22 protein-coding genes are annotated in these 21,788 nt (G+C 41.2%); 8 read left to right on the plus strand and 14 right to left on the minus strand.

The genetic code is table 11. The features are described from left to right. The first annotated feature begins 24 nt into the window (after positions 1 to 24). Together mrcB and F896_RS08580 are read left to right on the plus strand one after the other, a co-directional pair. Entirely contained in the window at positions 25 to 2,433 is a 2,409-nt protein-coding gene (gene mrcB / locus F896_RS08585) for a penicillin-binding protein 1B (RefSeq protein WP_016163933.1), read from the plus strand. A gap of 21 nt (positions 2,434 to 2,454) precedes the next feature. Next, positions 2,455 to 3,009 (plus strand): tetratricopeptide repeat protein, encoded by a 555-nt coding sequence (locus tag F896_RS08580; RefSeq protein WP_016163934.1) that lies wholly within the window; start codon positions 2,455 to 2,457, stop codon positions 3,007 to 3,009. Positions 3,010 to 3,011: 2 nt separating this feature from the next. Here the strand turns inward: F896_RS08580 and F896_RS08575 are convergent, their stop codons facing one another. Continuing rightward, positions 3,012 to 3,923, minus strand: a complete 912-nt coding sequence (locus tag F896_RS08575; RefSeq protein ID WP_016163935.1) for a thiamine phosphate synthase — start codon at positions 3,921 to 3,923, stop codon at positions 3,012 to 3,014. A gap of 177 nt (positions 3,924 to 4,100) precedes the next feature. On the opposite strand from F896_RS08575, the gene hemP reads away from it, so the two are divergent. Beyond that, a complete protein-coding gene (gene hemP, locus F896_RS08570) occupies positions 4,101 to 4,271 on the plus strand; it encodes a hemin uptake protein HemP (protein WP_004653932.1) in 171 nt (56 codons plus the stop codon). An 84-nt stretch (positions 4,272 to 4,355) separates the two neighbouring features. Here the strand turns inward: hemP and F896_RS08565 are convergent, their stop codons facing one another. From F896_RS08565 to tsaA, 5 genes are all read right to left on the minus strand, one after another. Beyond that, on the minus strand, positions 4,356 to 5,705 hold the full coding sequence (locus F896_RS08565) for a sensor histidine kinase (protein ID WP_016163936.1): 1,350 nt from the start codon (positions 5,703 to 5,705) through the stop codon (positions 4,356 to 4,358). Between the two features lie 4 nt (positions 5,706 to 5,709). Further along, positions 5,710 to 6,369 carry a response regulator transcription factor gene (locus F896_RS08560; protein ID WP_016163937.1) on the minus strand — a complete coding sequence of 220 codons (660 nt, stop codon included), beginning with the start codon at positions 6,367 to 6,369 and terminating at the stop codon, positions 5,710 to 5,712. 100 nt (positions 6,370 to 6,469) lie between these two features. Continuing rightward, complete coding sequence (locus F896_RS08555; protein WP_004653936.1) at positions 6,470 to 6,835, minus strand: NirD/YgiW/YdeI family stress tolerance protein; 366 nt, start codon at positions 6,833 to 6,835, stop codon at positions 6,470 to 6,472. Positions 6,836 to 6,924: 89 nt separating this feature from the next. Then, the gene (locus F896_RS08550; RefSeq protein WP_032882404.1) at positions 6,925 to 8,703 is read right to left on the minus strand and encodes a type IV pilus assembly ATPase TfpB; all 1,779 of its coding nucleotides are present in this window, start codon (positions 8,701 to 8,703) and stop codon (positions 6,925 to 6,927) included. A 48-nt stretch (positions 8,704 to 8,751) separates the two neighbouring features. Continuing rightward, entirely contained in the window at positions 8,752 to 9,465 is a 714-nt protein-coding gene (gene tsaA, locus F896_RS08545) for a tRNA (N6-threonylcarbamoyladenosine(37)-N6)-methyltransferase TrmO (protein WP_016163939.1), read from the minus strand. Positions 9,466 to 9,583: 118 nt separating this feature from the next. Between tsaA and F896_RS08540 the strand changes: the two genes are divergently transcribed. Beyond that, on the plus strand, positions 9,584 to 10,363 hold the full coding sequence (locus F896_RS08540) for a ferredoxin--NADP reductase (RefSeq protein WP_004806522.1): 780 nt from the start codon (positions 9,584 to 9,586) through the stop codon (positions 10,361 to 10,363). 134 nt (positions 10,364 to 10,497) lie between these two features. On the opposite strand, the gene F896_RS08535 is transcribed toward F896_RS08540, so the two are convergent. Beyond that, positions 10,498 to 11,058: a TetR/AcrR family transcriptional regulator gene (locus tag F896_RS08535; protein WP_016163940.1), complete on the minus strand. Its 561-nt coding sequence runs from the start codon at positions 11,056 to 11,058 to the stop codon at positions 10,498 to 10,500. A gap of 448 nt (positions 11,059 to 11,506) precedes the next feature. On the opposite strand from F896_RS08535, the gene F896_RS08530 reads away from it, so the two are divergent. Together F896_RS08530 and F896_RS08525 are read left to right on the plus strand one after the other, a co-directional pair. Beyond that, complete coding sequence (locus F896_RS08530) at positions 11,507 to 12,361, plus strand: hypothetical protein (RefSeq protein WP_016163941.1); 855 nt, start codon at positions 11,507 to 11,509, stop codon at positions 12,359 to 12,361. A 182-nt stretch (positions 12,362 to 12,543) separates the two neighbouring features. Then, complete coding sequence (locus tag F896_RS08525) at positions 12,544 to 12,999, plus strand: DUF441 domain-containing protein (protein WP_004653942.1); 456 nt, start codon at positions 12,544 to 12,546, stop codon at positions 12,997 to 12,999. Between the two features lie 87 nt (positions 13,000 to 13,086). On the opposite strand, the gene F896_RS08520 is transcribed toward F896_RS08525, so the two are convergent. Next, positions 13,087 to 14,007: a LysR family transcriptional regulator gene (locus F896_RS08520; protein ID WP_171069664.1), complete on the minus strand. Its 921-nt coding sequence runs from the start codon at positions 14,005 to 14,007 to the stop codon at positions 13,087 to 13,089. A gap of 241 nt (positions 14,008 to 14,248) precedes the next feature. On the opposite strand from F896_RS08520, the gene F896_RS08515 reads away from it, so the two are divergent. After that, entirely contained in the window at positions 14,249 to 14,944 is a 696-nt protein-coding gene (locus tag F896_RS08515) for an epoxyqueuosine reductase QueH (protein ID WP_005204312.1), read from the plus strand. A gap of 51 nt (positions 14,945 to 14,995) precedes the next feature. On the opposite strand, the gene F896_RS08510 is transcribed toward F896_RS08515, so the two are convergent. Further along, complete coding sequence (locus tag F896_RS08510) at positions 14,996 to 15,787, minus strand: DUF4198 domain-containing protein (protein WP_016163944.1); 792 nt, start codon at positions 15,785 to 15,787, stop codon at positions 14,996 to 14,998. Between the two features lie 195 nt (positions 15,788 to 15,982). Between F896_RS08510 and F896_RS08505 the strand changes: the two genes are divergently transcribed. Next, positions 15,983 to 17,203: an MFS transporter gene (locus F896_RS08505; protein WP_016163945.1), complete on the plus strand. Its 1,221-nt coding sequence runs from the start codon at positions 15,983 to 15,985 to the stop codon at positions 17,201 to 17,203. A 21-nt stretch (positions 17,204 to 17,224) separates the two neighbouring features. Here F896_RS08505 and F896_RS08500 read toward each other — a convergent pair whose 3' ends face one another. From F896_RS08500 to F896_RS08480, 5 genes are all read right to left on the minus strand, one after another. Continuing rightward, on the minus strand, positions 17,225 to 17,833 hold the full coding sequence (locus F896_RS08500) for a DUF2238 domain-containing protein (protein ID WP_016163946.1): 609 nt from the start codon (positions 17,831 to 17,833) through the stop codon (positions 17,225 to 17,227). A 94-nt stretch (positions 17,834 to 17,927) separates the two neighbouring features. Beyond that, entirely contained in the window at positions 17,928 to 18,881 is a 954-nt protein-coding gene (locus F896_RS08495) for a siderophore ABC transporter substrate-binding protein (protein WP_016163947.1), read from the minus strand. A 9-nt stretch (positions 18,882 to 18,890) separates the two neighbouring features. Beyond that, on the minus strand, positions 18,891 to 19,655 hold the full coding sequence (locus F896_RS08490) for an iron ABC transporter ATP-binding protein (RefSeq protein WP_016163948.1): 765 nt from the start codon (positions 19,653 to 19,655) through the stop codon (positions 18,891 to 18,893). Further along, positions 19,646 to 20,602 carry an iron chelate uptake ABC transporter family permease subunit gene (locus F896_RS08485; protein ID WP_016163949.1) on the minus strand — a complete coding sequence of 319 codons (957 nt, stop codon included), beginning with the start codon at positions 20,600 to 20,602 and terminating at the stop codon, positions 19,646 to 19,648. Before F896_RS08485 ends, F896_RS08490 begins: the two co-directional genes overlap by 10 nt. Then, a complete protein-coding gene (locus F896_RS08480; protein ID WP_016163950.1) occupies positions 20,592 to 21,548 on the minus strand; it encodes an ABC transporter permease in 957 nt (318 codons plus the stop codon). The genes F896_RS08485 and F896_RS08480 overlap by 11 nt, the downstream gene beginning before the upstream one ends. Positions 21,549 to 21,788 lie beyond the last annotated feature (240 nt).

A 21,788-nucleotide genomic window follows, 5' to 3' on the forward strand; every position in this document is an offset into this window, starting at 1 on the left:
TTGTTTTGGTTTTAACACAAATCTATGAAGTTTGAACGTGGTATTGGTTTTCTAGCACTCATTTTCTCAATGTTAGTGATAGGTGTCTTTGTTGCTTTTAGTATCTATCTGATCCGCTTGGATAATATTATTCGTGACAAGTTTGAAGGTCAGCGTTGGGACATCCCTGCCAAGGTGTTTGCTCGCCCATTAGAAATCTATTCTAGTGCACCGATTACTCAAGAGAATTTTACCCAAGAGTTAAAATTACTGGGTTACAAAAACACGGCAAATTACGACAAGTCTGGTAGCTATGTGGTACAAGGCAACCAGATGTATGTACATACCCGCGGTTTTGACTATGGCGATAGTAATGAACCTGAGCAAGTGTTAGAACTTGCTTTCGCTGATGGTCAGGTGAGTGAAATCCGTTCAACCAAGCCTTCGAATACAGGTGTCGCTCGTTTAGAGCCTTTATTGATTGGTGGTATCTATCCACAGCACAATGAAGACCGCGTTCTGATCAAATTAAATAAAGTGCCAAAAACCCTGATTGAAGCACTAATTTCAACAGAAGATCGTAACTTCTATCATCACCATGGTATTTCGATCCGTGGTACAGCACGTGCTTTAGTGAGTAATGCCACAGGTGGTCGCCGTCAAGGTGGTTCGACCTTAACGCAGCAGTTGGTTAAAAACTTCTATCTCTCCCCAGAGAAAACGCTGAAACGTAAGGTCAATGAAGCACTCATGTCGCTGTTGATCGAATTACATTACAGTAAAGATGAAATTCTGGAAGCTTACCTAAATGAAGTGAACCTCGGCCAAAATGGTAGCTACTCGATCAATGGCTATGGCTTAGCGTCACAGTTTTACTTTGGTTTACCTTTGCGTGAACTGAATATTTCGCAACAGGCCTATCTGGTTGGTCTGGTTCAAGGTCCTTCTTTATATAACCCTTGGCGTAATCCAGAAGCTGCGAAAAAACGTCGTGATGTTGTGTTAAATAACATGATGGTGATGGGCTATTTAACCGAAGCTGAATATCAAGACGAAATTGCCCGTCCTTTAAATGTAGTGAGTAAACCGACTCTAGGCCCTGCAAAATTCCCAGATTTCTTAGATATTGTGCGTCGTCAACTCCGTACCGAATATCAAGAAAGTGATATTACCAATCAAGGCTTAAGAATTTTCACCACTCTTGATCCTATTGCGCAAACACAAGTACAAAATGCATTTAAAAGCACTGTCGATCGTTTAGCCAAAGCCAACCCTGCCCGTTTGAAAAACTTACAAGGTGCAGTATTGGTTGCTCATCCTGAAAATGGTGAATTGGTTGCAGCCGTGGGTTCAACTCAAGACTTTACAGGCTTTAACCGTGCCTTAGATGCTAAGCGCCAAGTGGGTTCATTGCTGAAACCAATTATTTATTTAAATGCAATCGAATCTGGGCGCTATACATGGGCAAGCCCAATTGAAGACAGTGCGGTCAATATTCCGATTGATGGCGACAAGAGCTGGACACCAAAGAACTACAGTGGTGGTGAACATGGTGTTGTGCCAATGCAACAAGCATTAGCAAATTCATACAACCTGTCTACTGTACGCTTAGCCAATGAATTTGGTTTATCTGCATTCAGCAATAAGCTCAAACAGTTCGGGGTTAGTTCTGATATCCCTGCTTACCCTTCGATTTACCTTGGTGCTGTAAATATGTCACCAATGGAGGTATTAAGCATTTACGGTAATTTTGCGACGGGCGGCTTTAAATATCCACCACGCTCAATTCGTACCGTTGTCGATGCCAAAGGACATTTACTGGAACGTTATGGTCTGAATGTCCAACAAACCATTGATCCTGCTGCTGCATACATTATTAATTATGGTTTACAACAAGTGATGCGTTCTGGTACGGGGCGTTCTGCATATAACAGCCTACCAGAATCACTGAATTTAGCTGGTAAATCAGGAACTACCAATGATACTAGAGACTCATGGTTTGCGGGTTATTCAGGTAATCATGTTGCTGTAGTGTGGTTAGGTCTGGATGACAATAAAGTCACTGGCTTAACAGGTTCTTCAGGCGCATTACCGGTTTGGACCAATGTGATGCGTCAATTGCGCCAAGAGCCTGTCAATCTGCGTCAAACGGATAATGTTCAATGGCAATGGATTGATAGCGCCAGCGGTGATTTATCAGCACAAGGTTGTGATGGTGCAATGTATATTCCATTGTTGCGTCAAACCGTGCCACGTCGTGCAACCCTTTGTGGTCAATCTCACTACGAAGTCGAACCGACCTATATTCCACAGTCGGAAGAAACTCCTGCTGATGATCATAATGACGGTATAAGTAACTATATTCGTGAAAGTGAAAACCAGATGGATACAGATTTATCTAATCGTCAACCAAGCCGCGTTATTTCAAGCGGCAGTTATAGTGGCGACAACTAAGTTGACAAAAGGATACTTGGCATGATGAAAAAAATTACTGTGATCGCTGGCTTATTGTTATTGGCAGGCTGTACCACAGCACCTGAAAAAAGCACCAAGCCAACAAACCAAACACCGACCAATAACTCACAGAAGAAGGTCACCCAACCTTCTTCTGGTGTAAAAATTACGCCTTATGAACAGAAAGAGATTAAACGTCAAAGTGTGCCTGTGGTTGTGCCACAGCAAAAAGTTCAGCAAAAGTTTAATGATGGCAGTCAACTGCCCGCATTTAAAACCTTAATGCAAAAAACGCAAGTGGCATATAAACAGCAGCAACTCGCAGAAGCTGAGCGTTATGCTCTACAAGCACAACGGATTGCGCCGCAAGCCACAGAAACTTATCTGTATTTGGCAATGATTGCTGATCAGCGCAAAGAATATGCCAATGCCGAAGCATTGGCACGTCGTGGCTTAAGTTATGCGCAAAGCAACGCCATGAAGAAACAGCTTTGGTTGATCATTCTGAAAGCCAGTGAAGCCCGTGGCCATACCATTAAGACCCAAGAAGCGCGTAGGACTATTCAGACACTCTGATCTTAGTCAGTTGAACTAAACTGACGAATCCCTGCAAGCCCATAAGCATGATGCTTTTGGGCTTGTTCTAAATCTGCGGGAGCAACACCACCTAAGGCAAATACAGGAATATCACTGTTCTGTACCAGATCTGCAAAACCATTCCACCCCAATCCCTGTGCTTCAGGGTGCGTTTCTGTCGCGTTAACAGGGCTTAAAAATACCGCATCACAGCCAATTTGATGCGCATGCTGCAACGACACAGCATCATGGCAAGCCGCAATAAAACGTTTCCCTACAATCAATCCAGCCTTATTTAAATCCATCAATTGTGATTGTTTCAGGTGAATGGTTTGAATTTTTGCTTGTAGATCGCTGCTCAACTGCTCCCACAGCGCATAATTGACAATCAGCCGCAAATATTCTGCATCGGTTAAGCGCTGTAATTGTGATTCAATCTGCACTTGATCTTCTAAAGATGTACGCCAATAGAACAAAGCAGACTGTTGTGATATTTGAGAAAGTTGATCGCTGATTTGAATCAAATGTGGCCAACTTAAGCGCTGTAAAATTGCAGCATTGGCTTTAGGGAAATTTAAGTTAGCCAACTGATCACGGTGATACCAAGCCCACGGTTGATGAATAAGCCCAAGTAATTCATCAGGTACATAAGCATGGAATAAATGCAGATTAACGATCAGGTCATCATATTCATGACGAATCAGATCAAATGCATGCCAATCTTTTAGACCAATGCCAACTTCTTCATAAATTTCACGCCGACAAGCCTGCTCAGGGCTTTCCCCTTGTTCAACTTTTCCGCCAGGAAATTCATGTTTGTTGCCCTGATGTTGGTTTTCTTGTCTCCAACCCACTAAAACTTTAGTTTTGTGTAATAAAATTGCGATCGCAACATCAACTGTAGCCTTTGTCATAACCGTTTAAAATCTCTCAGCTTTTCAGATTCATTCTAAGGAATTCCACGCGGCATTCCCATGTCAAAAAATAAAATTAATAGATGATTTTGTAAATTCTTAAAATTTCCGTTGACAGGTCTATTCGATAATGATTATCATTTAAAACATTAAAAAACACACCACGGAGCATAACAAATGAACGCACCATTCAGCCTATTTACTCGTAGTACCGATGCAGCTCAATCATTGCCAATGTTGCATTCAAACAACCTTTTTGCCTTAGGTCGCGAAATCCGCATCATGCATGCTGGTGAGGAATATCGCTTACGTTTAACCCGTAATAATCGCCTGATTTTAACGAAGTAATATAATAATAATCGGACAATAACAAAAAACGTGGGAATAGCAGTATGTCAGCGCATACTGCTTTTTTAGTTTGTCCACATTCATTTAAGCGACTAAGCTTCTAAGCAATATGCTGACTTTTAGACCACCGTATTGAGACTGTTCAAACTGAATTTTGCCTTGATGCAACTCAATAATTTTGCTGCAAATGGATAAACCCAAGCCAGAGCCTTGTGTTTTGCTTCCCAAAGCCCGATAAAAACGTTCACCCAAACGTGCCAAACTTTCTGTATCCATTCCTTGCCCTTCATTTTCTACAATCAAAGCCAAACATTGTTGCTGTTGCTGTTGCTGTAAAGTGATATAGACTTGTCCATGTTCTGACGTATATCGAATGGCATTGTCCACAAGGTTTCGAACACAGGTAAAGATTAACTGCTGATTCGCAAGAATCTGACCCTGCAGATCTGCTGCAGCCTGCCAATGCAATTGGATATGCTTTTCCTTGGCAAATAAGTGAAGTGCCTGTATTACCTCTTCAACACTCTCCTGCATCGAAAAATAAGTTTTCGGCAAATTTTCCGCGTGCTCTGGGTCCAAACGTGCCAATAACAATAAATTCTCTAAAATTTGAATACCACGGCTTACATCCTGCTGCATTTGGGTAAAGTCAGCTGCGCGTTCTGGATATTTACGCTGCAATAACTGCAAACGCATTTGAATCGCAGATAAAGGTGAACGTAGCTCATGCGATGCATCCGCGGTAAAACGTTGTTCAGCCTGTAGTGACTGATCTAAGCGCTGTAATAAGCGATTGAGCTGACCCAACATCGGTTGTAGTTCTTTTAACTCCACCTCACCCGCTTGAACGGGAGTAAGATCATCCACATTCTTGGCCGAGATTTGCTTTGATAATTGATGAATCACGCTAAATTGTCGCTTGATCAGGAAATGCAGCATGATCCACTGCATTAACCACACCAAAATTAAGACCAGTGCATATCCCATAAAGCTATGCAGCAAATCTTGAAAACGCTCTTCTAAAGGTTGCAATATCAACACTTGCATATGCGAATTTTCATCTTCACCCGCATAACTTCGCCATAGCTGCCCTTTCTGCCAAATCAAACCGTAATCGCCATGTGCTGCATCAATCAAGCTGTAATACTGTTGATCGAGTTGAAAGTCTTTTGACTGGGTGAGTACCTGCTGTTGATTGCTCAAACGATATTGAATATCAAACTGATCACTGAGTTCATCAATTTGCTGCCCAGAGGAAGTGGTTAAATCCGCGATAAGCAGCATATCTGAAATCTCATCCATGATTTCATCTTGTACTTGCATGGTTTGGTAAACAGAAATGACCGCGAATAAAAGCAATGCCACACATCCTGCAACGATGGAGCTGATTAACGAAGTTTTGACCAGTTTGCTTTGTAAGGACAGCACTTTCATTCTGTTATTCCTGATGCATGCGATAGCCTAAACCACGGATGGTTTTGATATATTGCCCACCAATTTTCTTTCGAATTTGATATATAAACACTTCAATGGCATTACTTTCAATTTCATCCCCCCATGCATATAAAGACTCTTCCAGTTGTTCCCGTGTCAAAATATGATCAGGCTTTTGCATGAGTTTATGTAAAATCTGAAATTCCTTCGCAGTCAGATTTATGGCCTGCCCTGCTTTACTCAGTGTTTTGGCTTGTGGGTCTAGCTGTAAATCGGAAAAATTCAGGTACTGCCCCGCTTGGGCTTGATGCTGGCGTAATTGTGAACGAACCCGTGCCGATAACTCCTCTAAATTAAATGGCTTGACCAAATAATCATTAGCACCAAGGTCTAAGCCTTCGACCCGATCATGTATATGATCTTTGGCCGTAATAAAAATAACTGGAGTTTTGCTATCCTGACGGCGAATCGCTTTGAGAATGTCATCACCTGTGGCCTGTGGTAAACCCCGATCCAATAAGATGCAATCATATTGATGTTGTTCTACCGCCAAGATCGCATGATCACCACGTTCAACCCAATCGACGCTATAACCATCCATCTCTAACCAGTCTTTAATACTCTCTGCCTGAGAGGCATCATCTTCAGCCAATAAAATTCGCATAAAATAATCCTCTCTCTTGATCTATAACATTTTTCTGAGAATAAAGCATAAGCAAAAAACCACATGATTGTCATGTGGCCTTTTGGGATAATCCGATTGCTTAGAATTGAACTTGATCTACATCAACCTCAACACGCTTGGCTGGTTTATAATCAATATCAATTTCACCAATCAATGTCACAGGTGTTTTTGCCGATACAGCTTTACCTTGCCATAAGTCATCATCAATATCGACGGTGATTGAACCGGTTTGATCACTAAACTGATATTTCTCATCGCCAGTAGCCTTCACCACATAACCTTTTAATTGCACTGGTGTATCATCTTTCATCGTCAATGCTTGTTTAACTGTAGTCGTTTGAGTTGGTGCTATCGCTTGTTGATTCACAGCATTTGTATTTGCAACTGCAAAAGTTGTCACACCAACCAAACCAGCAATTACTGCAACTTTAGAAATAACATTCATCTTTATACACCTCATTGTGGCTTCTTCATTTCGATGTAGGCATTAAAACAAATGAAGATGAGGTGAATCTGAAGATTCAAATTTTCTGTTTAACTCAGAGGTACCACGCGTAAAACTTCCTCCAAAGTGGTTACCCCTTCAAGGACTTTACGTGCCCCTGCAATACGTAAGGGCTCAATCCCTTCTTTTTTGGCCTGTGCTCTTAAATCATTGAGTGTGCAATTTGCACTGATCAACGACTTTGACTCCAAACTAACAGGCATAAACTCATAAATGCCAACACGACCTTTATAACCGGTTTGACGACACGCCTCGCACCCCACGGCTTTATACATTGTAGTCGGCATATCCATCATGTAATCAAAAGTGAGATGTTCCCATTCTTGTTCATTGATGGCGGTTTGCTGTTTGCAATGTGGACACAGGCGACGTACCAAACGTTGTGCCAATACCCCTAAAATTGTTGCTGCGGTAAGAAACGGCTGGATTCCAAGATCGTGCAAGCGAGTCAGACTCGACGGCGCATCGTTAGTATGTAAAGTGGAAAGCACCAAATGCCCTGTTAATGCCGCTTGAATCGCCATATTTGCAGTATCATGATCACGAATCTCACCCACCATGATAATGTCAGGGTCTTGACGCATTAAGGCGCGAACCCCATCCGCAAAACCTAATTCAATGTTTGGATTAACCTGCATTTGGTTAAAGCTTGGCTCCAACATCTCAATTGGATCTTCAATGGTACAAACATTGACCTGTTCTGTTGCCAGCTGTTTTAAAGATGAATACAGCGTGGTGGTTTTACCTGAACCTGTCGGACCTGTCACCAAGATAATGCCGTGACTGTGCTGAGTGAGTTGCTGCCAACTATGTAATAAATGCCCTTCAAAACCCAATTGCTGGAAACTACGTACCAACACTTCTGGGTCAAAGATACGCATCACCAGTTTTTCGCCAAAGGCGGTAGGTAAGGTAGAAAGACGCAATTCTGTTTCTTGCCCTTTCGGTGTACGCGTTTTTAAGCGTCCATCTTGCGGTTTTCGCTTTTCCGCCACATTCATACGACCCAAGATTTTAATGCGCGAAATTACCGCGGTGAGCGTATTGGCAGGCATGTTATAGATCGTGTGTAAGACACCATCAATACGGAAACGTACCTTACCTTTATCTTTCCTTGGCTCCAAATGAATATCACTGGCGCCTTGCTCGAATGCGAATTGCAGCACCCAATCCACCAGCTTCACAATATGCTGATCATTGGCATCTGGGTTTTGGGTATCACCTAACTGCAATAAAGCCTCAACGCCTTTATTTTCCCGATCATAAATACTGGCATTTTGCGATGAACTCACCGCCCGACTGACTTGATAGTATTCAACCAGATAACGTTGCAGTTGCTCGGGATTGAGCAGTACTTTCTCAATTTTCTTTGGCGCTAAGCTTCGTTCCAAATTATTGAGCCATTCAGTGGTAAAGGGCTGATCCGTCCCAATCAAAATCCGATCTGCGTGTACTTCAACCGCCAGAATATGGTTTCTAGCCGCAAATTCTTGTGACATGACACTGGTTAAAGCAGCCACATCTGCTTTTAGCGGATCAATCACAAATAAAGGAATATCTGCTTTTTCAGCTAACCACTGACACAAGCGATTCATCGCTAGCGTGGAACCCACATTGAGTTGATCTTTTAAATTAAAATTGGCAATCCACTGCAAAGGATGCCATTTCAACTGATCCTTCTGACGATGTGTGGTTTGGATGAGTAACTTATCCCGTTCAGTAATACGACCATCTTTCAGTAGTTGCTCTAAACACCACGTCACATCAACCGTAAACGAAAAGTTTGCAAATTTTGCCTGCGCTTGTATCACCGTCAGTTCCCCAAATGTATGACTCAATTATTTTTTTAAAGTTTTTTAGCTTTGCTCTACAGCTACAACTGTGACACTCAGATCATCCACTGTAAAACGAATATTCAATTCTGAAAAACACATTCCATAAACCCGCTCAGCATCATCTTGATACGCAGGTCTTGGATCTAAAGATAACACTTGTTCCAGTTCATCGAATATCTTTTTATCCAAAATCCTCTGCTTTAATAACTGTTGCTGTTGTGACTGTGCAGTTTCCGACCAAAGTACTATTTTTCGAATTGGTTCTTGTTGAGCATAGCCACTGACCGAATCCACAATTGCATCCGAATATTGGATATACGGTTTGATGTCTAAAATCGGTGTGCCATGCAGTAAATCACTGCCCATAACATACAGGCGAACTGCTTTACCCTGCTTTTCAACACGTAAAAAACGTACTACAGACAAACCTATTGGTGATGGACGATACATGCTCCGCGTCGCAAAAACACCGATTTTTTGATTACCACCTAGTCGCGGTGGACGCACCTGTGGACGAAATTTAGACATTTGATTCAAAGAGTTATCTTGTTTTTTGTTTTCATGGAACTGCCATAGCAGCCACAAATGACTAAAATCTTCGATACCTTCAAAAGCCAGAATATCGTTATAAGGTTCCACCATCTCTATATAAGACTCGACTTGTACCAGATTTGGCTGTCGCGGAATACCAAACTTCTCTCGATAAGGTGAATGCATATGGCCAATGATCGGCATGACTACTGAGTTGCTCATCACTTTTTCTTATAAACACAATTAAATATATTCAGTTTATCGAGAATGATTTTAGATTAGAATAGCCATCTGTTTCTTTTAACTGTGATCGAGACCTTTAATGGCTGCTTTTAACGTTGAACGCATTACTCATGTTCACCACTGGAATGACACGCTTTTCAGTTTTAAAACTACACGCGATACCAGCTTACGTTTTAAAAATGGTCAGTTTGTGATGATCGGCCTTGAAGTGAATGGTAAGCCTTTAATGCGCGCTTATTCGATCGCGAGTGCGAATTATGAAGAAGAACTCGAATTCTTCTCTATTAAAGTACAAGACGGTCCATTAACTTCTATCTTACAAAAAGTACAAGTGGGCGACGAGATCCTGATTTCTAAAAAGCCTACAGGCACTTTAGTACACGACGATTTATTACCAGGTAAAAATTTATACCTTTTATCTTCTGGTACTGGCCTTGCTCCATTCCTTTCTCTACTTCGTGATCCTGAAACTTACGAAAAGTTTGAAAAAGTAATTATGGTTCACGGTACACGTTATGTATCAGAACTTGCTTACCAAGATCTAATCTTAAATGAACTGCCAAACCACGAGTTCTTTGAAGAATTAGGTATCAAAGACAAACTGGTTTACTACCCAACTGTGACACGTGAACCGTTCCACACTCAAGGTCGTGTAACGACTGCAATTGAATCTGGCGAACTATTTGAAAAAATTGGTTTACCACGTTTCAACCGTGAAACTGACCGTGCCATGCTATGTGGTAGCCCTGCTTTCCTTAAAGACGTTGCGGCATTACTTGATGAACATGGTTTAGTTGAATCACCACGCATGGGCGTGATGGGTGATTATGTGATTGAACGTGCATTTGTTGAAAAATAATTTTCAATCAATAAAAAGAAAAACCGAGGCTTAAGCCTCGGTTTTTCTTTTTTAAAACCCAATTTAAGCTTAATTTTTATTTATATTAAATTTTATAAAACAGCCATTTAAAAAAAACTAAATAAAATGATTCACTAAGCCGCCTCTAAATGAATCAGACGTTCAATATAATACCAACACTCTTCGATTTGCGCGTGGTCCTTATTCACTTTTGCATAAGCCGTCATACCATCAAGTATATTGATATACATGGCTGTGAGCACATGTGGTTGATATACTTTTGCCTTTTCAAATAAATCTTCAACCAAAGCCATTAACCACTCGCGATACTCCACGATTGGTCCAATAATCGAAGGATATTGTTGTAATATTTCTAATGATGCTTTTTGAAACATACAACCATGAAAATCATCTGAGTTAAACCAAGATAGGTGCCAAAAATAGACGGCTTTGATTTTCCCCAAATAATCATCTTCTGATATCAGATTAATTTCATTTTCAATTGCTTGCTGAATACTTTTATTCCTTCGAGACAAGCATTCTTCAATCAAGTTCTCTTTGGAAGGAAAGTACTTGTAGAAAGTCATCTTGGCAACGCCCGACTCACTAATAATTCGATCCACACCTACTGAACTGTAGTTATGGCGGTTAAAAAGGTCTAGAGCCGTTGCAATAATATCTTCTTTTTTTGACATTTTATTATCCTTTTAGAATTCTATCAAAAAATTTAATGCATTTTTTAGACATAGTTTACATGCTGGAAATTTCTGGCCACTATGTATGTTTATGTTATTTTAAGAGCATTATAGAAAAGTCGTATTTTCTTTATTGTTCCTCTTATAGGGTATGTAAAAATCAGTCTATACACAAGCTCATTTGTAAAAAAATCTTTCTATTTTTAAAATAAATAAATATTACGTGAAGCAATTCACCTTTTATTTACAGTTAAGTTAATTCATAAACTTTCTTACTATTTTTTAGCCGATTTAATAAATTGATTTCACAAAAAAATCATTTTATATTTAAATCATCCAATAAAAAGATCTTTGGTTGAACCAATAGTTATATTCATAAGCAACCAAAAAAAATCTAACTAAATAATTGGAAAAGCAATAATATTATTAATTCATCGAGTACAAGACTATGCCAAAACAATTTGAAAACTTTAACGACCCAAGACAGAAAGCTATTGAAGGAATGAAGAATAGTATTTCTGCTGAACAATGGAACAAGAATCTGAACTTTCTGAAACAATTACGTATAGAAATTTCAAACCACCCTGTTTCGCGTCATCCAGCTATTCAACTTTTAAATGACGGTGTTATTGATAAAGAAACCCTAAAACACATTCATTTAGAATACCGCCATGCCATCGTACAAGTATTTACTGATGCGTTATTAATGGCTCAATTTCAAACTAAACAGTTAGAACCACGTTTATTATCGGGTTCTAAAATGTTCCCTCGTTTTTTACTTAATCTTAATATTCTGGATGAATTTGGTTTCCGTCCTGGTTTAGACGAAGAAGGTTACTATTCAGGCAATCCTGAATATGCTCACTACCCACTGTTTGAAGATGTATTGAATGACTTTGAGCTCAGTCAATCGGAACGGAATGACTATCAACCTTCTCTCATTTCACAACGTGTTCGCAATTATCTGGAAAATTCATTTCACAGCTATCAAGCCGTTTCTGCCCTGTTAGCAGTCGCGGAAGAGGAAGTCATTTTATTTAGCCCTGCATTGCGTCAAGCAACCAATGCTGTCGGTTTTGATGTTGATAGCGGTTACTACTATGTTCATGGTGTTTCACATGATGCATCTGCTGAAGCTGCTGATGATGATCATGAAGATGATTTATGGTTCGTATTGGCACAAGCGTGTGTCGAATCTGAATATGCGTCTATCCGCCAAATTTGTCTTGAATATTGTGATTTGTGGGAACAATTCTGGGATGAACAAATTGCATATTATGGAACATTCAAAAAACTGGCTTAATCTCTTTCGTACAATGAGCCATCTTCAACTTTTTAGTTGAAAGATGGCTTTTTTAATGCCTTGGAGAATCTACAAAAGCATGCGTGTGAAAGCCCTCTCCGCTGCTATTAAGATGAATTTAACCGAAGTTAGCCTACAATTTACGATATAATTCAACTTTCTTTCCCGCAAACGTTTCGCGCATGTTTTCACAATTTGATGTCAACTTATTGGTTCTGCTTGTTTTATTGGGCTGCGGTATCTTTAGTCAAAACACGGCAGTAACGATCGCAGCTGCTTGTCTGATCTTGGTCAAATTGACCCCTCTAAATCAGTTTTTCCCCTATATTCAAAATCATGGTTTGAATATTGGCATTATCATCCTGACCATTGGTGTTCTTGCGCCGATCGCAAGCGGTAAAATCAGCGGTGAAAGCATCCTGAAATCATTTATTAGTATTAAGTCTTTGGCCGCAATTGCGGTTGGATTATTGGTGGCTTGGCTCGGTGGACGCGGGGTCAAACTGATGAGTAATCAACCAGATGTGGTTGCAGGACTTCTGATTGGAACCGTGGCAGGCGTTGCTCTATTACGCGGCGTACCTGTTGGTCCACTGATTGCCGCAGGGATATTGTCCTTGCTGATTGGTAAATCTTGATTAAACTAGAACTATAAAATAGGGACTCATCGCACGTTAACAAATAGGTAGTGGTGCTGCCACTACCTGATAACCAACAATCACTGATTACTGTTCATAATATACGGTGCGTAACTTAGAAAACTTTTCCAGCTGTTTAATAAAGCCTTCAAAGTAATTCTTTTCCTTATCTTCACTACGATAACCTGCATAAAGCTTCCGTCTTAAACCTTGTGGAGAAACACAGTCTAAGCGACGACTTACCACCCAACCCTTTTGTTCATACTCATTCACCACCCAATCAGGCAATGCCGCAATACCACGGCCACTGGCAACCAATTGAATCAGCATTTGAGTAAGATCAGTGGTACGAATATGTTTGGGTTGAATATTGGCAGGGATAAACAAATGCGCCATGATATCAAGACGATGCTTATCAACAGGATAGGTAATCAAAGTTTCTTCTGCCAAATCTTCGACTGTAACCTGCTCTGCACGCACCAACGGATGCGTATTGGAAAGCACTAAACGAGATTCATATTCAAAGATTGGAAAATACTCAATGCCTTTTAATGCAATTGGGTCAGCAGTGATCAGCAAATCAAATTCGGCATTTTGTAATAACTCGTGCGGATTCGATTCAAAGCCTGCTGCAAAATCCAAGTCCACATCTGGATATTGCTGGCGATATTGATTGAGTAATGGCATGAGCCAATCAAAGCAGCTATGACATTCTGATGAGAAAATAATTCGTCCCGTTTGCCCATGTACGATGCGGGTAATATCGGTTTGTGCAATTTGTACTTGAGGCAATACATCATCTGCCAGTTTCAGTAAACGCTCCCCCACATTGGAGAAGCTCACTGGACGACTTCGACGATTGACCACTTCAACCCCATACCAGTGATCCAATTCTTTTAACTGATGTGAAATAGCCGATGGCGTAAGACATAAATCGGTGGCCGCTGCGACCAATGAACCGTGCTCTCTTAAAGCGAGTAATGTTTTTAAATGACGGAGTTCTAACACGACCACTACCATTATTGAATTTAATTCATCTTAGCACAATATTAATTAGTTTGTCTCAACTTAGGCTTATTTCAGCATCCTTTAACCCATGGTTGTATAAAAACTCTGCTCAGAACGTGCTACTGGTACTTCGATACGTTTGGTATTTAGAAATTTTCAGCTTGAACTGAGAACATTTCATGGAATTAAAGCTCTGCGGGCTTTTAAAACTTTTACAATAAACAATTCACTTTTGCAGACCATGCCGACGATGCCTCATCCAAGTCAAAAGACGCTTGAACGCCAAACACTCAGCTTGCCCGAAGGACACGACAAACTGTTGCTGCATTCATGCTGTGCGCCGTGTTCAGGCGAGGTCATGGAAACCTTGATTGAGTCAGGCATCGACTTTTCGATCTTTTTCTATAATCCGAACATTCATCCTGTGAAAGAATATTTAATCCGTAAAGAGGAAAATATCCGATTTGCCGAAAAGCATAACATTCCTTTTATCGATTGTGACTACGACACGGATAACTGGTTTGCCCGTGCCAAAGGCATGGAAAATGAGCCTGAAAAAGGCATTCGCTGCACCATGTGTTTTGATATGCGCTTTGAACGTACCGCATTATATGCCTATGAACATGGCTTTAGTCTGATCAGCAGTTCGCTCGGGATTTCACGTTGGAAGAATATGCAGCAAATTAATGATTGTGGCCTGCGTGCAGCGGCGCATTATCCAGATATTCAATATTGGGATTATAACTGGCGTAAACATGGCGGCGCGGTACGTATGCTAGAGATCAGCAAACGTGAAGAGTTCTATCAACAAGAATATTGTGGTTGTGTTTATTCACTCAGAGATAGCAATCGTTGGCGTATGAGCAATGGTCGTGATCGTATTAAATTGGGGGTTAAATTTTATAGTAATGCGATGGATGATGAGTCAAATCAATAAAAGTGACGTCGAAATAAAAGGCTAATTCAGATGAATTAGCCTTACTGCTTCTTAATTTACAGCAACACTGATAATGCTATAGAACTGATTGCTTGGCTTTTGCTTTGGATCGACCGCTTCACTGACTTCAATCAGATACTCGCCTGCTTTAGCAAAAACTAAATCAGCACTACCATCTGCTGCTGTCTTCAGGCTAATGCCTTGCTTATCGGTTGCCCCTTTAGCACGAATGACCACATTGGCATTGACCAATGCTTGATTGGCTTTCGATGCTTTAATTTTAACTGTTTGATTGGCTTTTAGCTCACTTGGATGCGTTAAAAACTCAACTTGAATCGGTGCTGTGCTTGCCTGCACTGGCGTGTTCTTCTCTTTAGACACATAAGTCAATAATGTCCATTCACGGGTAATTTCAACAGGCGTAAATTTTTTCGCTTTTAAATCTGAAGGAATGACAAAATCACGCTCAGCTTTAGCAGGTGCTTTGTCTGCTGGCATATCAAAGAACATTTTCCATTCTTTTTGATCTTGTACATATTTCAATGGATAACTAGCACTGGTTTTAACACTATAAGTTCCCGCTTCAGGCAACTTTAAATCAAATACGGTTGCCGAACCCAATTTAGACTCTGCTGCAACTGTGGTTTTGCTGTTATTCGGGCTGGTGACTTCAAACTTTGCATCTTTTAATGCATATTCACTTTGCAAGGCTTCTTCTGCATAGCCCGAGATAATTGCGACCTGAGTTTGTTCAGTGGTATACGCAAGTGGCTCAACATAGGGTTCATGAGCAAAGCTATAAGCTGAAGCAAGTAACAATGAACTGATCAATAATTTTTTCACTCTCTTTCCACCCTTTATAAAAATTCAGCTAAAAAACGTCTGTTTTGCATTATACATAAATGAAAATAATTATCATTCAATTAATCAAATTTTATGCTGCCTCTCGAAATCAGTTGAGATAAAAATTGTGTTCTATTTCACTTTTCTTAAAGCGAGTCGAATATAATACGGCGGTACTTTTTGACTTGAAATATTATGTCTTCGCCAAGCTCTCCCTTAGATTCCACACCCCCACACAATTATTCCTTATTTCTGGTTATTTTCTCCCTTGCGGTTGGTAGTTTCTGTATTGGAACGACTGAATTTGTGGCAATGGGTTTGATTCAGGAAATCGCCACCGATTTAAATGTCAGTGTGCCGCATGCAGGCTATTTCATCAGCGCCTATGCCCTCGGTGTCATGGTGGGTGCACCAATTATTGCGATTTTAGGCGCAAAAGTACCGCGTAAGACGCTATTGCTCAGCCTGATGCTTTTTTATGGCTTGGCCAATGCTGCTACGGCTTTTGCCAGCACACCGGAAGCCATGCTGCTGTCTCGCTTTATTGCTGGTTTTCCACACGGTGCTTACTTTGGTGTAGCGGCATTAGTTGCGGCTGAACTGGCAGGTAAGCAACGCCGTGCAACTGCGATTGCACAAGTCATGATGGGTCTCACCATTGCCAATGTCATTGGGGTGCCAATTGCCACATGGCTGGGGCAACAATTTGGCTGGAAATCGGGCTTTGAGTTTTCTGCAGTGATTGCGTTTATTACCCTAATTGGTGTCAGTTTATTTGTTCCCAATATTCCATTGCAAAAAACTGCGAGTATCAAAGCGGAATTGGCAGGTTTAAAAAATATCAATATGTGGCTCACTCTTGCCGTTGGTGCGATTGGCTTTGGTGGCATGTTTTCGGTATATAGCTATGTGTCACCGATTCTAACGGAATATACCCATGCCGATATTCGTGTAGTGCCTGTAGCTCTGGCTATTTGGGGTATTGGTATGGTGATTGGTGGCTTAGTTGCTGGTTGGTTGGCAGATAAAAATCTATTTAAAACTATTATTGGTATCTTGATCAGTTCGGCACTGGCATTTGTTGCAGCCAGTTTTATGATGTCTCATCTCTATACAGCGATTGCGGCTTTATTCTTGATTGGCTTTACCGTGATTGGTCTTGGTGGTGCCTTACAGACCCACTTGATGGATATTGCAGGTGATGCGCAAACCTTAGCAGCATCACTAAATCACTCTGCTTTTAACTTGGCCAATGCACTTGGTGCTTTCTTGGGGGGCTGGGTCCTCAGCCATAATATGGGTTGGTTAGCACCAATCTGGGTGGGTTTTGTATTAAGTTTGGGCGGACTCGCGATTCTGTTGATTGCACTGGCTTATGCCAAATATTCACAAAAAAATGAATCTGTCGTATCTTAACGGCAGATTCATTCACTGATTTTAATGCACTAATTTTGCAATCTGTCGATCATGCCATTTTGATAAGAATAACAAGGCGCTGATCGACCCAATCAGGGCAAAGAACATATCTGACTGTGTATCCCACTCATCACCTTGCGTACCCAAGAACTCTTCGGCCCCTTGGCCCAAAGACAATGCAGCCGCCCATTCAATCAATTCATAGCCCGCACTAATCGCCAGCACAATACAGATCACAATAAAACTGAGCATTTTCCCTTTGCTTAAAATATGATTGCGAATCAGGATTTCACGCGCTGCTATGGCAGGGACAAAGCCCTGCATAAAATGTCCAATCTTGTCATAGGGATTCCGTTCTAAACCCAACCATTGTGCTATTTCAAAACCCAAAGGCACCCGTGCGTAGCTATACGCGCCACCCACAATCAGCACAATGGCATGCAAGAAAATAAGCACATATAACAAAGGACTGAGCGGGAAAGCTTTATAAGTCGCAAATAATACTGGTATCGCTATCAATACGGGGATTACTTCAAGCCACCATGTGGTTCGATCAAAAGGTTGAATTCCAGAAATGAGCAGCAAAATGGCTAAAATCGCCGTGCCCAAATACAGTATAGAAATACGCATAATGTTATTAAAGTATGGTTTATTTCATGACATCATATAAAAAACCCGAAGACAGCACTTCGGGTTTTTGTTATAAAATTATCCGATTGAATTTTTATTTCACCGCATCTGCCACTTCTTTCAGCATCGCCTTCATGCCATCCAAGCCATTATTCATCAAGTACCAGTTACTAGAATCCAGATAAACGATATTGCCATTTTTCGCCGCTTGGGTTTGGTTGATAATCTTGTTATTTAACACCTGTTTTGCCCCTTGCTGATTTTCAGTAATTGCAGCCCCACGGTCAACCACAAACAGATAATCAGGATTTTTCTGGGCAATAAACTCATGCGACACCGCCATACCATGCAAGCCGACTTTGATTGAAGGATCTGCTGGGGTAAAACCATAGAGATCATGGATATTACCGAAGCGCGAACCTGGTCCATAAGCCGCAATTTTGCTGTTATTGACCAGAACTACCAAAGCAGTTTTACCTTTAGTCTTGGCTTTTAATGCGGCAATATCTTTTTCCAAAGTCTGTAATTGCTGCTCCGCTTCTGGCTTTTTACCCACCATTTCAGCGATATTCAGGGTTTGCTGCTTAAATGAATTGAACTGATCGTTGTAATCCACATCAACAAAATAAGTCGGTGCAATCTGTTTGATCTGTGCCACCAGATTTTCCATTCGTCCGCTCATCAAAATCAATTCAGGTTGGCTGGCTGCAATTTTTTCCAGATTCGGTTCTTTGACCGTACCGACATCCAGATATTTACCCTCATTAAAGTCTTGCAGCACTTTTGGCAACGGCGTGCCTTTGGGTAAGGCAACCACTTTGTCATCCGCGCCTAAAGCATGGATGGTATTCAAAGCACTGGTATCCAATACCGCAATTCGAGATAAATTTGCAGGAATCGTGATTTGACCCGCCTTACTTTCGAAACTACGCGTATCCTGTGCAGCAGCCGTATTTCCTTCCTGTGTTGCAGAAGGTGCGTTGGAATTACCACATGCAGCCAAGACCACACTCAGCATCATGACTGGCAATGTTTTTTTGAAAAGCATAACGAACTCCTAACTAATGAAATACAAACCTAATTTGTGTTGTTGAACCTGTTGAATCGGGATATGAAAATCGAAGATATCCTTGAGAATGCGTTCATCCATCATCTGCTGTGGATGACCTTGGTAGACCAATTGCCCTTCTTTCATGGCAATGATGTGATCGGCATACACTGAGGCAAAATTGATGTCATGAATCACGACAATGATGGATTTGCCATGATTTTCAGCCAGATCTTTTAACACCTTCATAATTTGTGAAGAGTGCTTCATATCCAGATTATTCAAAGGTTCATCCAGCAAGATATAATCGGTGTCTTGTGCCAGAATCATGGCGATATAAGCGCGCTGACGTTGGCCACCAGACAGCTCACTGAGTTGGCGATGGCGTAGTGCCTCTAAATCCATATAAGCAATGGAACGGTCGATGACCTCGCGATCTTCTGCGGTCAAGCGTCCTTGTGAATATGGGAAGCGACCAAATGCCACCAAATCTTCAATACTCAGTCTTAACTCGGTATGATTGGACTGTTTTAAGATGGCCAGCTTTTTCGCAATCTCGGCGCTTTTCATCTGATGTAAATCTTGCCCGTCCAGCAAAACTTGCCCTTGATCAGCCTCGATTAGGCGGCTCATCATCGAAAGTACGGTACTTTTACCCGCACCATTCGGACCAATGAAAGCGGTAAACTGACCTTTGGCAATACTCAGTGAAAGCGCATGTACCACCTGTTGTTGCTGATAGCTTTTGCTTAAATTCTTTAGCTCTATTGCCATTTTTTATTTTCCTTCAGTAATATCCAGAAGAAATAAATTCCACCGACAAAATTAATGATCACACTCAACGTGGTTTTGAAATTCAATAGATGTAATACGATGAATTGCCCGATCATCAAACACAGGATGCTGACCAGAATAATGCCGAGTAATAAGATGTGATGCTGATGGGTCTTGAACAGCTCGAGGGTAATGTTAAGGACCAGCAAGCCAAGGAACATCATCGGACCTGCCAAAGCTGTTGCTGAAGCCAAGGCCAATACCACCAGAATCAATAACACGCGACTGGTCTTGTCATAATCCAGACCCAAATTCAGGGCATGATCTCGTCCCAGCGCCATCACATCCAGCCTGTGATAGTGCTTTAAGCTGTAAAACAGAATCGGCACAATGGTCAGCAAAGACAGTCCAACCGTTTCCATTTTCACCACATTAAAACTAGCAAAACCGGCATAGGCTGCAATTTGAAATTCATCAGGATCGAGCAAGACCTGAAAGAAGGTGGTCATGTTGTCGAATAAAGTCGAACAGATCAGCCCCACTAATAACAGGAAATAAATATTTTGCTGTGCAACTTTTTGGAAAATAAACCGATATAGCAACAAGGCAAAAGTGACCATGAGTAGCAAACTGATCAGATAATCCGTAACAAAGTTAAGTGACAGTAAAGTACTCGCACCAAAGAAATAAATAATTGCTGTCTTGGATAGTTCATATAGCTTATCCAATCCTAGAGCCTGTGGTGTCACCACTCGGTTATTCACAATGGTATGAAAGACCAAAGTTGAGACACCCACAGCAACGCCTGCGACGATGATTGCAGCAACGGTTTTTAAACGCAGACCGAGTGCGTATTGCCATGCCACACCCAAATTCCAGCCCAGATATAAGGCAATACTCAGCAGCATCAAGAAGGCTAAAATAATCAGCTTGGTTTTATGAGGCATAGCGATATCTCCTCAGTAATAACCACAGGAAAATCACACTGCCGACGACACCCATAATCAAACTCACAGAGACCTCATATGGATAAATCACCACCCTGCCAAAAACATCGCAAAGCAGAACCAGTAAGGCACCGAGTAATGCAGTATGTGAAAGTGTTCGACGGATATTGTCGCCTAGATATAAGCTGACCAAATTCGGTACGATCAGCCCAAGAAAAGGAATTGCGCCAACGGTCACAATCACCACACCTGTAATCACCGAGACGAGTAGTAAACCCAAAAACAAGGTCTGCTTATAGTTCAGTCCAAGATTGGTGGCAAAATCCTGTCCCAAACCTGCCAAGACAAAACGATTGGCAAAGACATAAATCAGAATCAACACAGGAACACTGAGATAGATCAGCTCATATTGGCCATTTAAAATGGTGGAAAAATCACCTTGCAACCAACCTGCCAAGTTTTGTAATAGATCCATTTGCAAGGCAATAAAGGTGGTAAAGGCTGAGATAATACTGCCGAAAATCATTCCCACCAGTGGAACAAAGACGGTATCCCGATGCTTGAGGGTCGCCAGAATGCTCATAAATGCCATTGCCCCCATCAGTGTCACGGCAATCGCAAAGCCTGTTTTTACAAAGATTGAAGCACTCGGCAGTAAAATAATCGAAACCAGTACGCCTAAACGGGCACAGTCATATAAACCAGCAGTGGTTGGAGAAACAAAACGGTTGCGGCTGAGTGATTGCATAATCAAACCACAGACACTCAGGCCTGCACCCGCCACAATAATTGCCATGAGACGCGGTAAACGACTGGTCCAGAACAATTGCCAGTCATGTGGATTACCTGCCCATAAACCCGCAAGACTCATCTCACCCACACCGACAAATAAGGAAATAAATGCCAATGGAAGCAATAGTAAAATTAGATAACGCCGCTTAATCATGTTGGGAGAACTTCATAGGATGCGCAAACTTAAAATAAGCTTAAAAAATACAAATCAGATAATAAGAAGCTATCACAAATGATAAAGATTATTGTTAACTTTTTTAAATGAAACATCATCTATGTGAAGTACAGCTTAATTAAATCGACATTTAATCATGATAAAAAAGACGCTAAGCCGCAGCGTAGCTGAGCTTTAGCGCCGAATTGAGGTACTATCTAAGCAGAATAAATGACGGAG

The organism is Acinetobacter genomosp. 15BJ (genome assembly GCF_000400715.1).
In the GTDB taxonomy this organism is placed as follows: Bacteria; Pseudomonadota; Gammaproteobacteria; order Pseudomonadales; family Moraxellaceae; genus Acinetobacter.

What these genes read in the sequence shown, in the direction of transcription:
- mrcB (WP_016163933.1), top strand. Translation starts at nt 25, where the DNA reads ATGAAGTTTGAACGTGGTATTGGTTTTCTAGCACTCATTTTCTCAATG.
- F896_RS08580 (WP_016163934.1), top strand. Translation starts at nt 2,455, where the DNA reads ATGATGAAAAAAATTACTGTGATCGCTGGCTTATTGTTATTGGCAGGC.
- F896_RS08575 (WP_016163935.1), bottom strand. Translation starts at nt 3,923, where the DNA reads ATGACAAAGGCTACAGTTGATGTTGCGATCGCAATTTTATTACACAAA.
- hemP (WP_004653932.1), top strand. Translation starts at nt 4,101, where the DNA reads ATGAACGCACCATTCAGCCTATTTACTCGTAGTACCGATGCAGCTCAA.
- F896_RS08565 (WP_016163936.1), bottom strand. Translation starts at nt 5,705, where the DNA reads ATGAAAGTGCTGTCCTTACAAAGCAAACTGGTCAAAACTTCGTTAATC.
- F896_RS08560 (WP_016163937.1), bottom strand. Translation starts at nt 6,369, where the DNA reads ATGCGAATTTTATTGGCTGAAGATGATGCCTCTCAGGCAGAGAGTATT.
- F896_RS08555 (WP_004653936.1), bottom strand. Translation starts at nt 6,835, where the DNA reads ATGAATGTTATTTCTAAAGTTGCAGTAATTGCTGGTTTGGTTGGTGTG.
- tsaA (WP_016163939.1), bottom strand. Translation starts at nt 9,465, where the DNA reads ATGCCGATCATTGGCCATATGCATTCACCTTATCGAGAGAAGTTTGGT.
- F896_RS08540 (WP_004806522.1), top strand. Translation starts at nt 9,584, where the DNA reads ATGGCTGCTTTTAACGTTGAACGCATTACTCATGTTCACCACTGGAAT.
- F896_RS08535 (WP_016163940.1), bottom strand. Translation starts at nt 11,058, where the DNA reads ATGTCAAAAAAAGAAGATATTATTGCAACGGCTCTAGACCTTTTTAAC.
- F896_RS08530 (WP_016163941.1), top strand. Translation starts at nt 11,507, where the DNA reads ATGCCAAAACAATTTGAAAACTTTAACGACCCAAGACAGAAAGCTATT.
- F896_RS08525 (WP_004653942.1), top strand. Translation starts at nt 12,544, where the DNA reads ATGTTTTCACAATTTGATGTCAACTTATTGGTTCTGCTTGTTTTATTG.
- F896_RS08515 (WP_005204312.1), top strand. Translation starts at nt 14,249, where the DNA reads ATGCCGACGATGCCTCATCCAAGTCAAAAGACGCTTGAACGCCAAACA.
- F896_RS08505 (WP_016163945.1), top strand. Translation starts at nt 15,983, where the DNA reads ATGTCTTCGCCAAGCTCTCCCTTAGATTCCACACCCCCACACAATTAT.
- F896_RS08500 (WP_016163946.1), bottom strand. Translation starts at nt 17,833, where the DNA reads ATGCGTATTTCTATACTGTATTTGGGCACGGCGATTTTAGCCATTTTG.
- F896_RS08495 (WP_016163947.1), bottom strand. Translation starts at nt 18,881, where the DNA reads ATGCTTTTCAAAAAAACATTGCCAGTCATGATGCTGAGTGTGGTCTTG.
- F896_RS08490 (WP_016163948.1), bottom strand. Translation starts at nt 19,655, where the DNA reads ATGGCAATAGAGCTAAAGAATTTAAGCAAAAGCTATCAGCAACAACAG.
- F896_RS08485 (WP_016163949.1), bottom strand. Translation starts at nt 20,602, where the DNA reads ATGCCTCATAAAACCAAGCTGATTATTTTAGCCTTCTTGATGCTGCTG.
- F896_RS08480 (WP_016163950.1), bottom strand. Translation starts at nt 21,548, where the DNA reads ATGATTAAGCGGCGTTATCTAATTTTACTATTGCTTCCATTGGCATTT.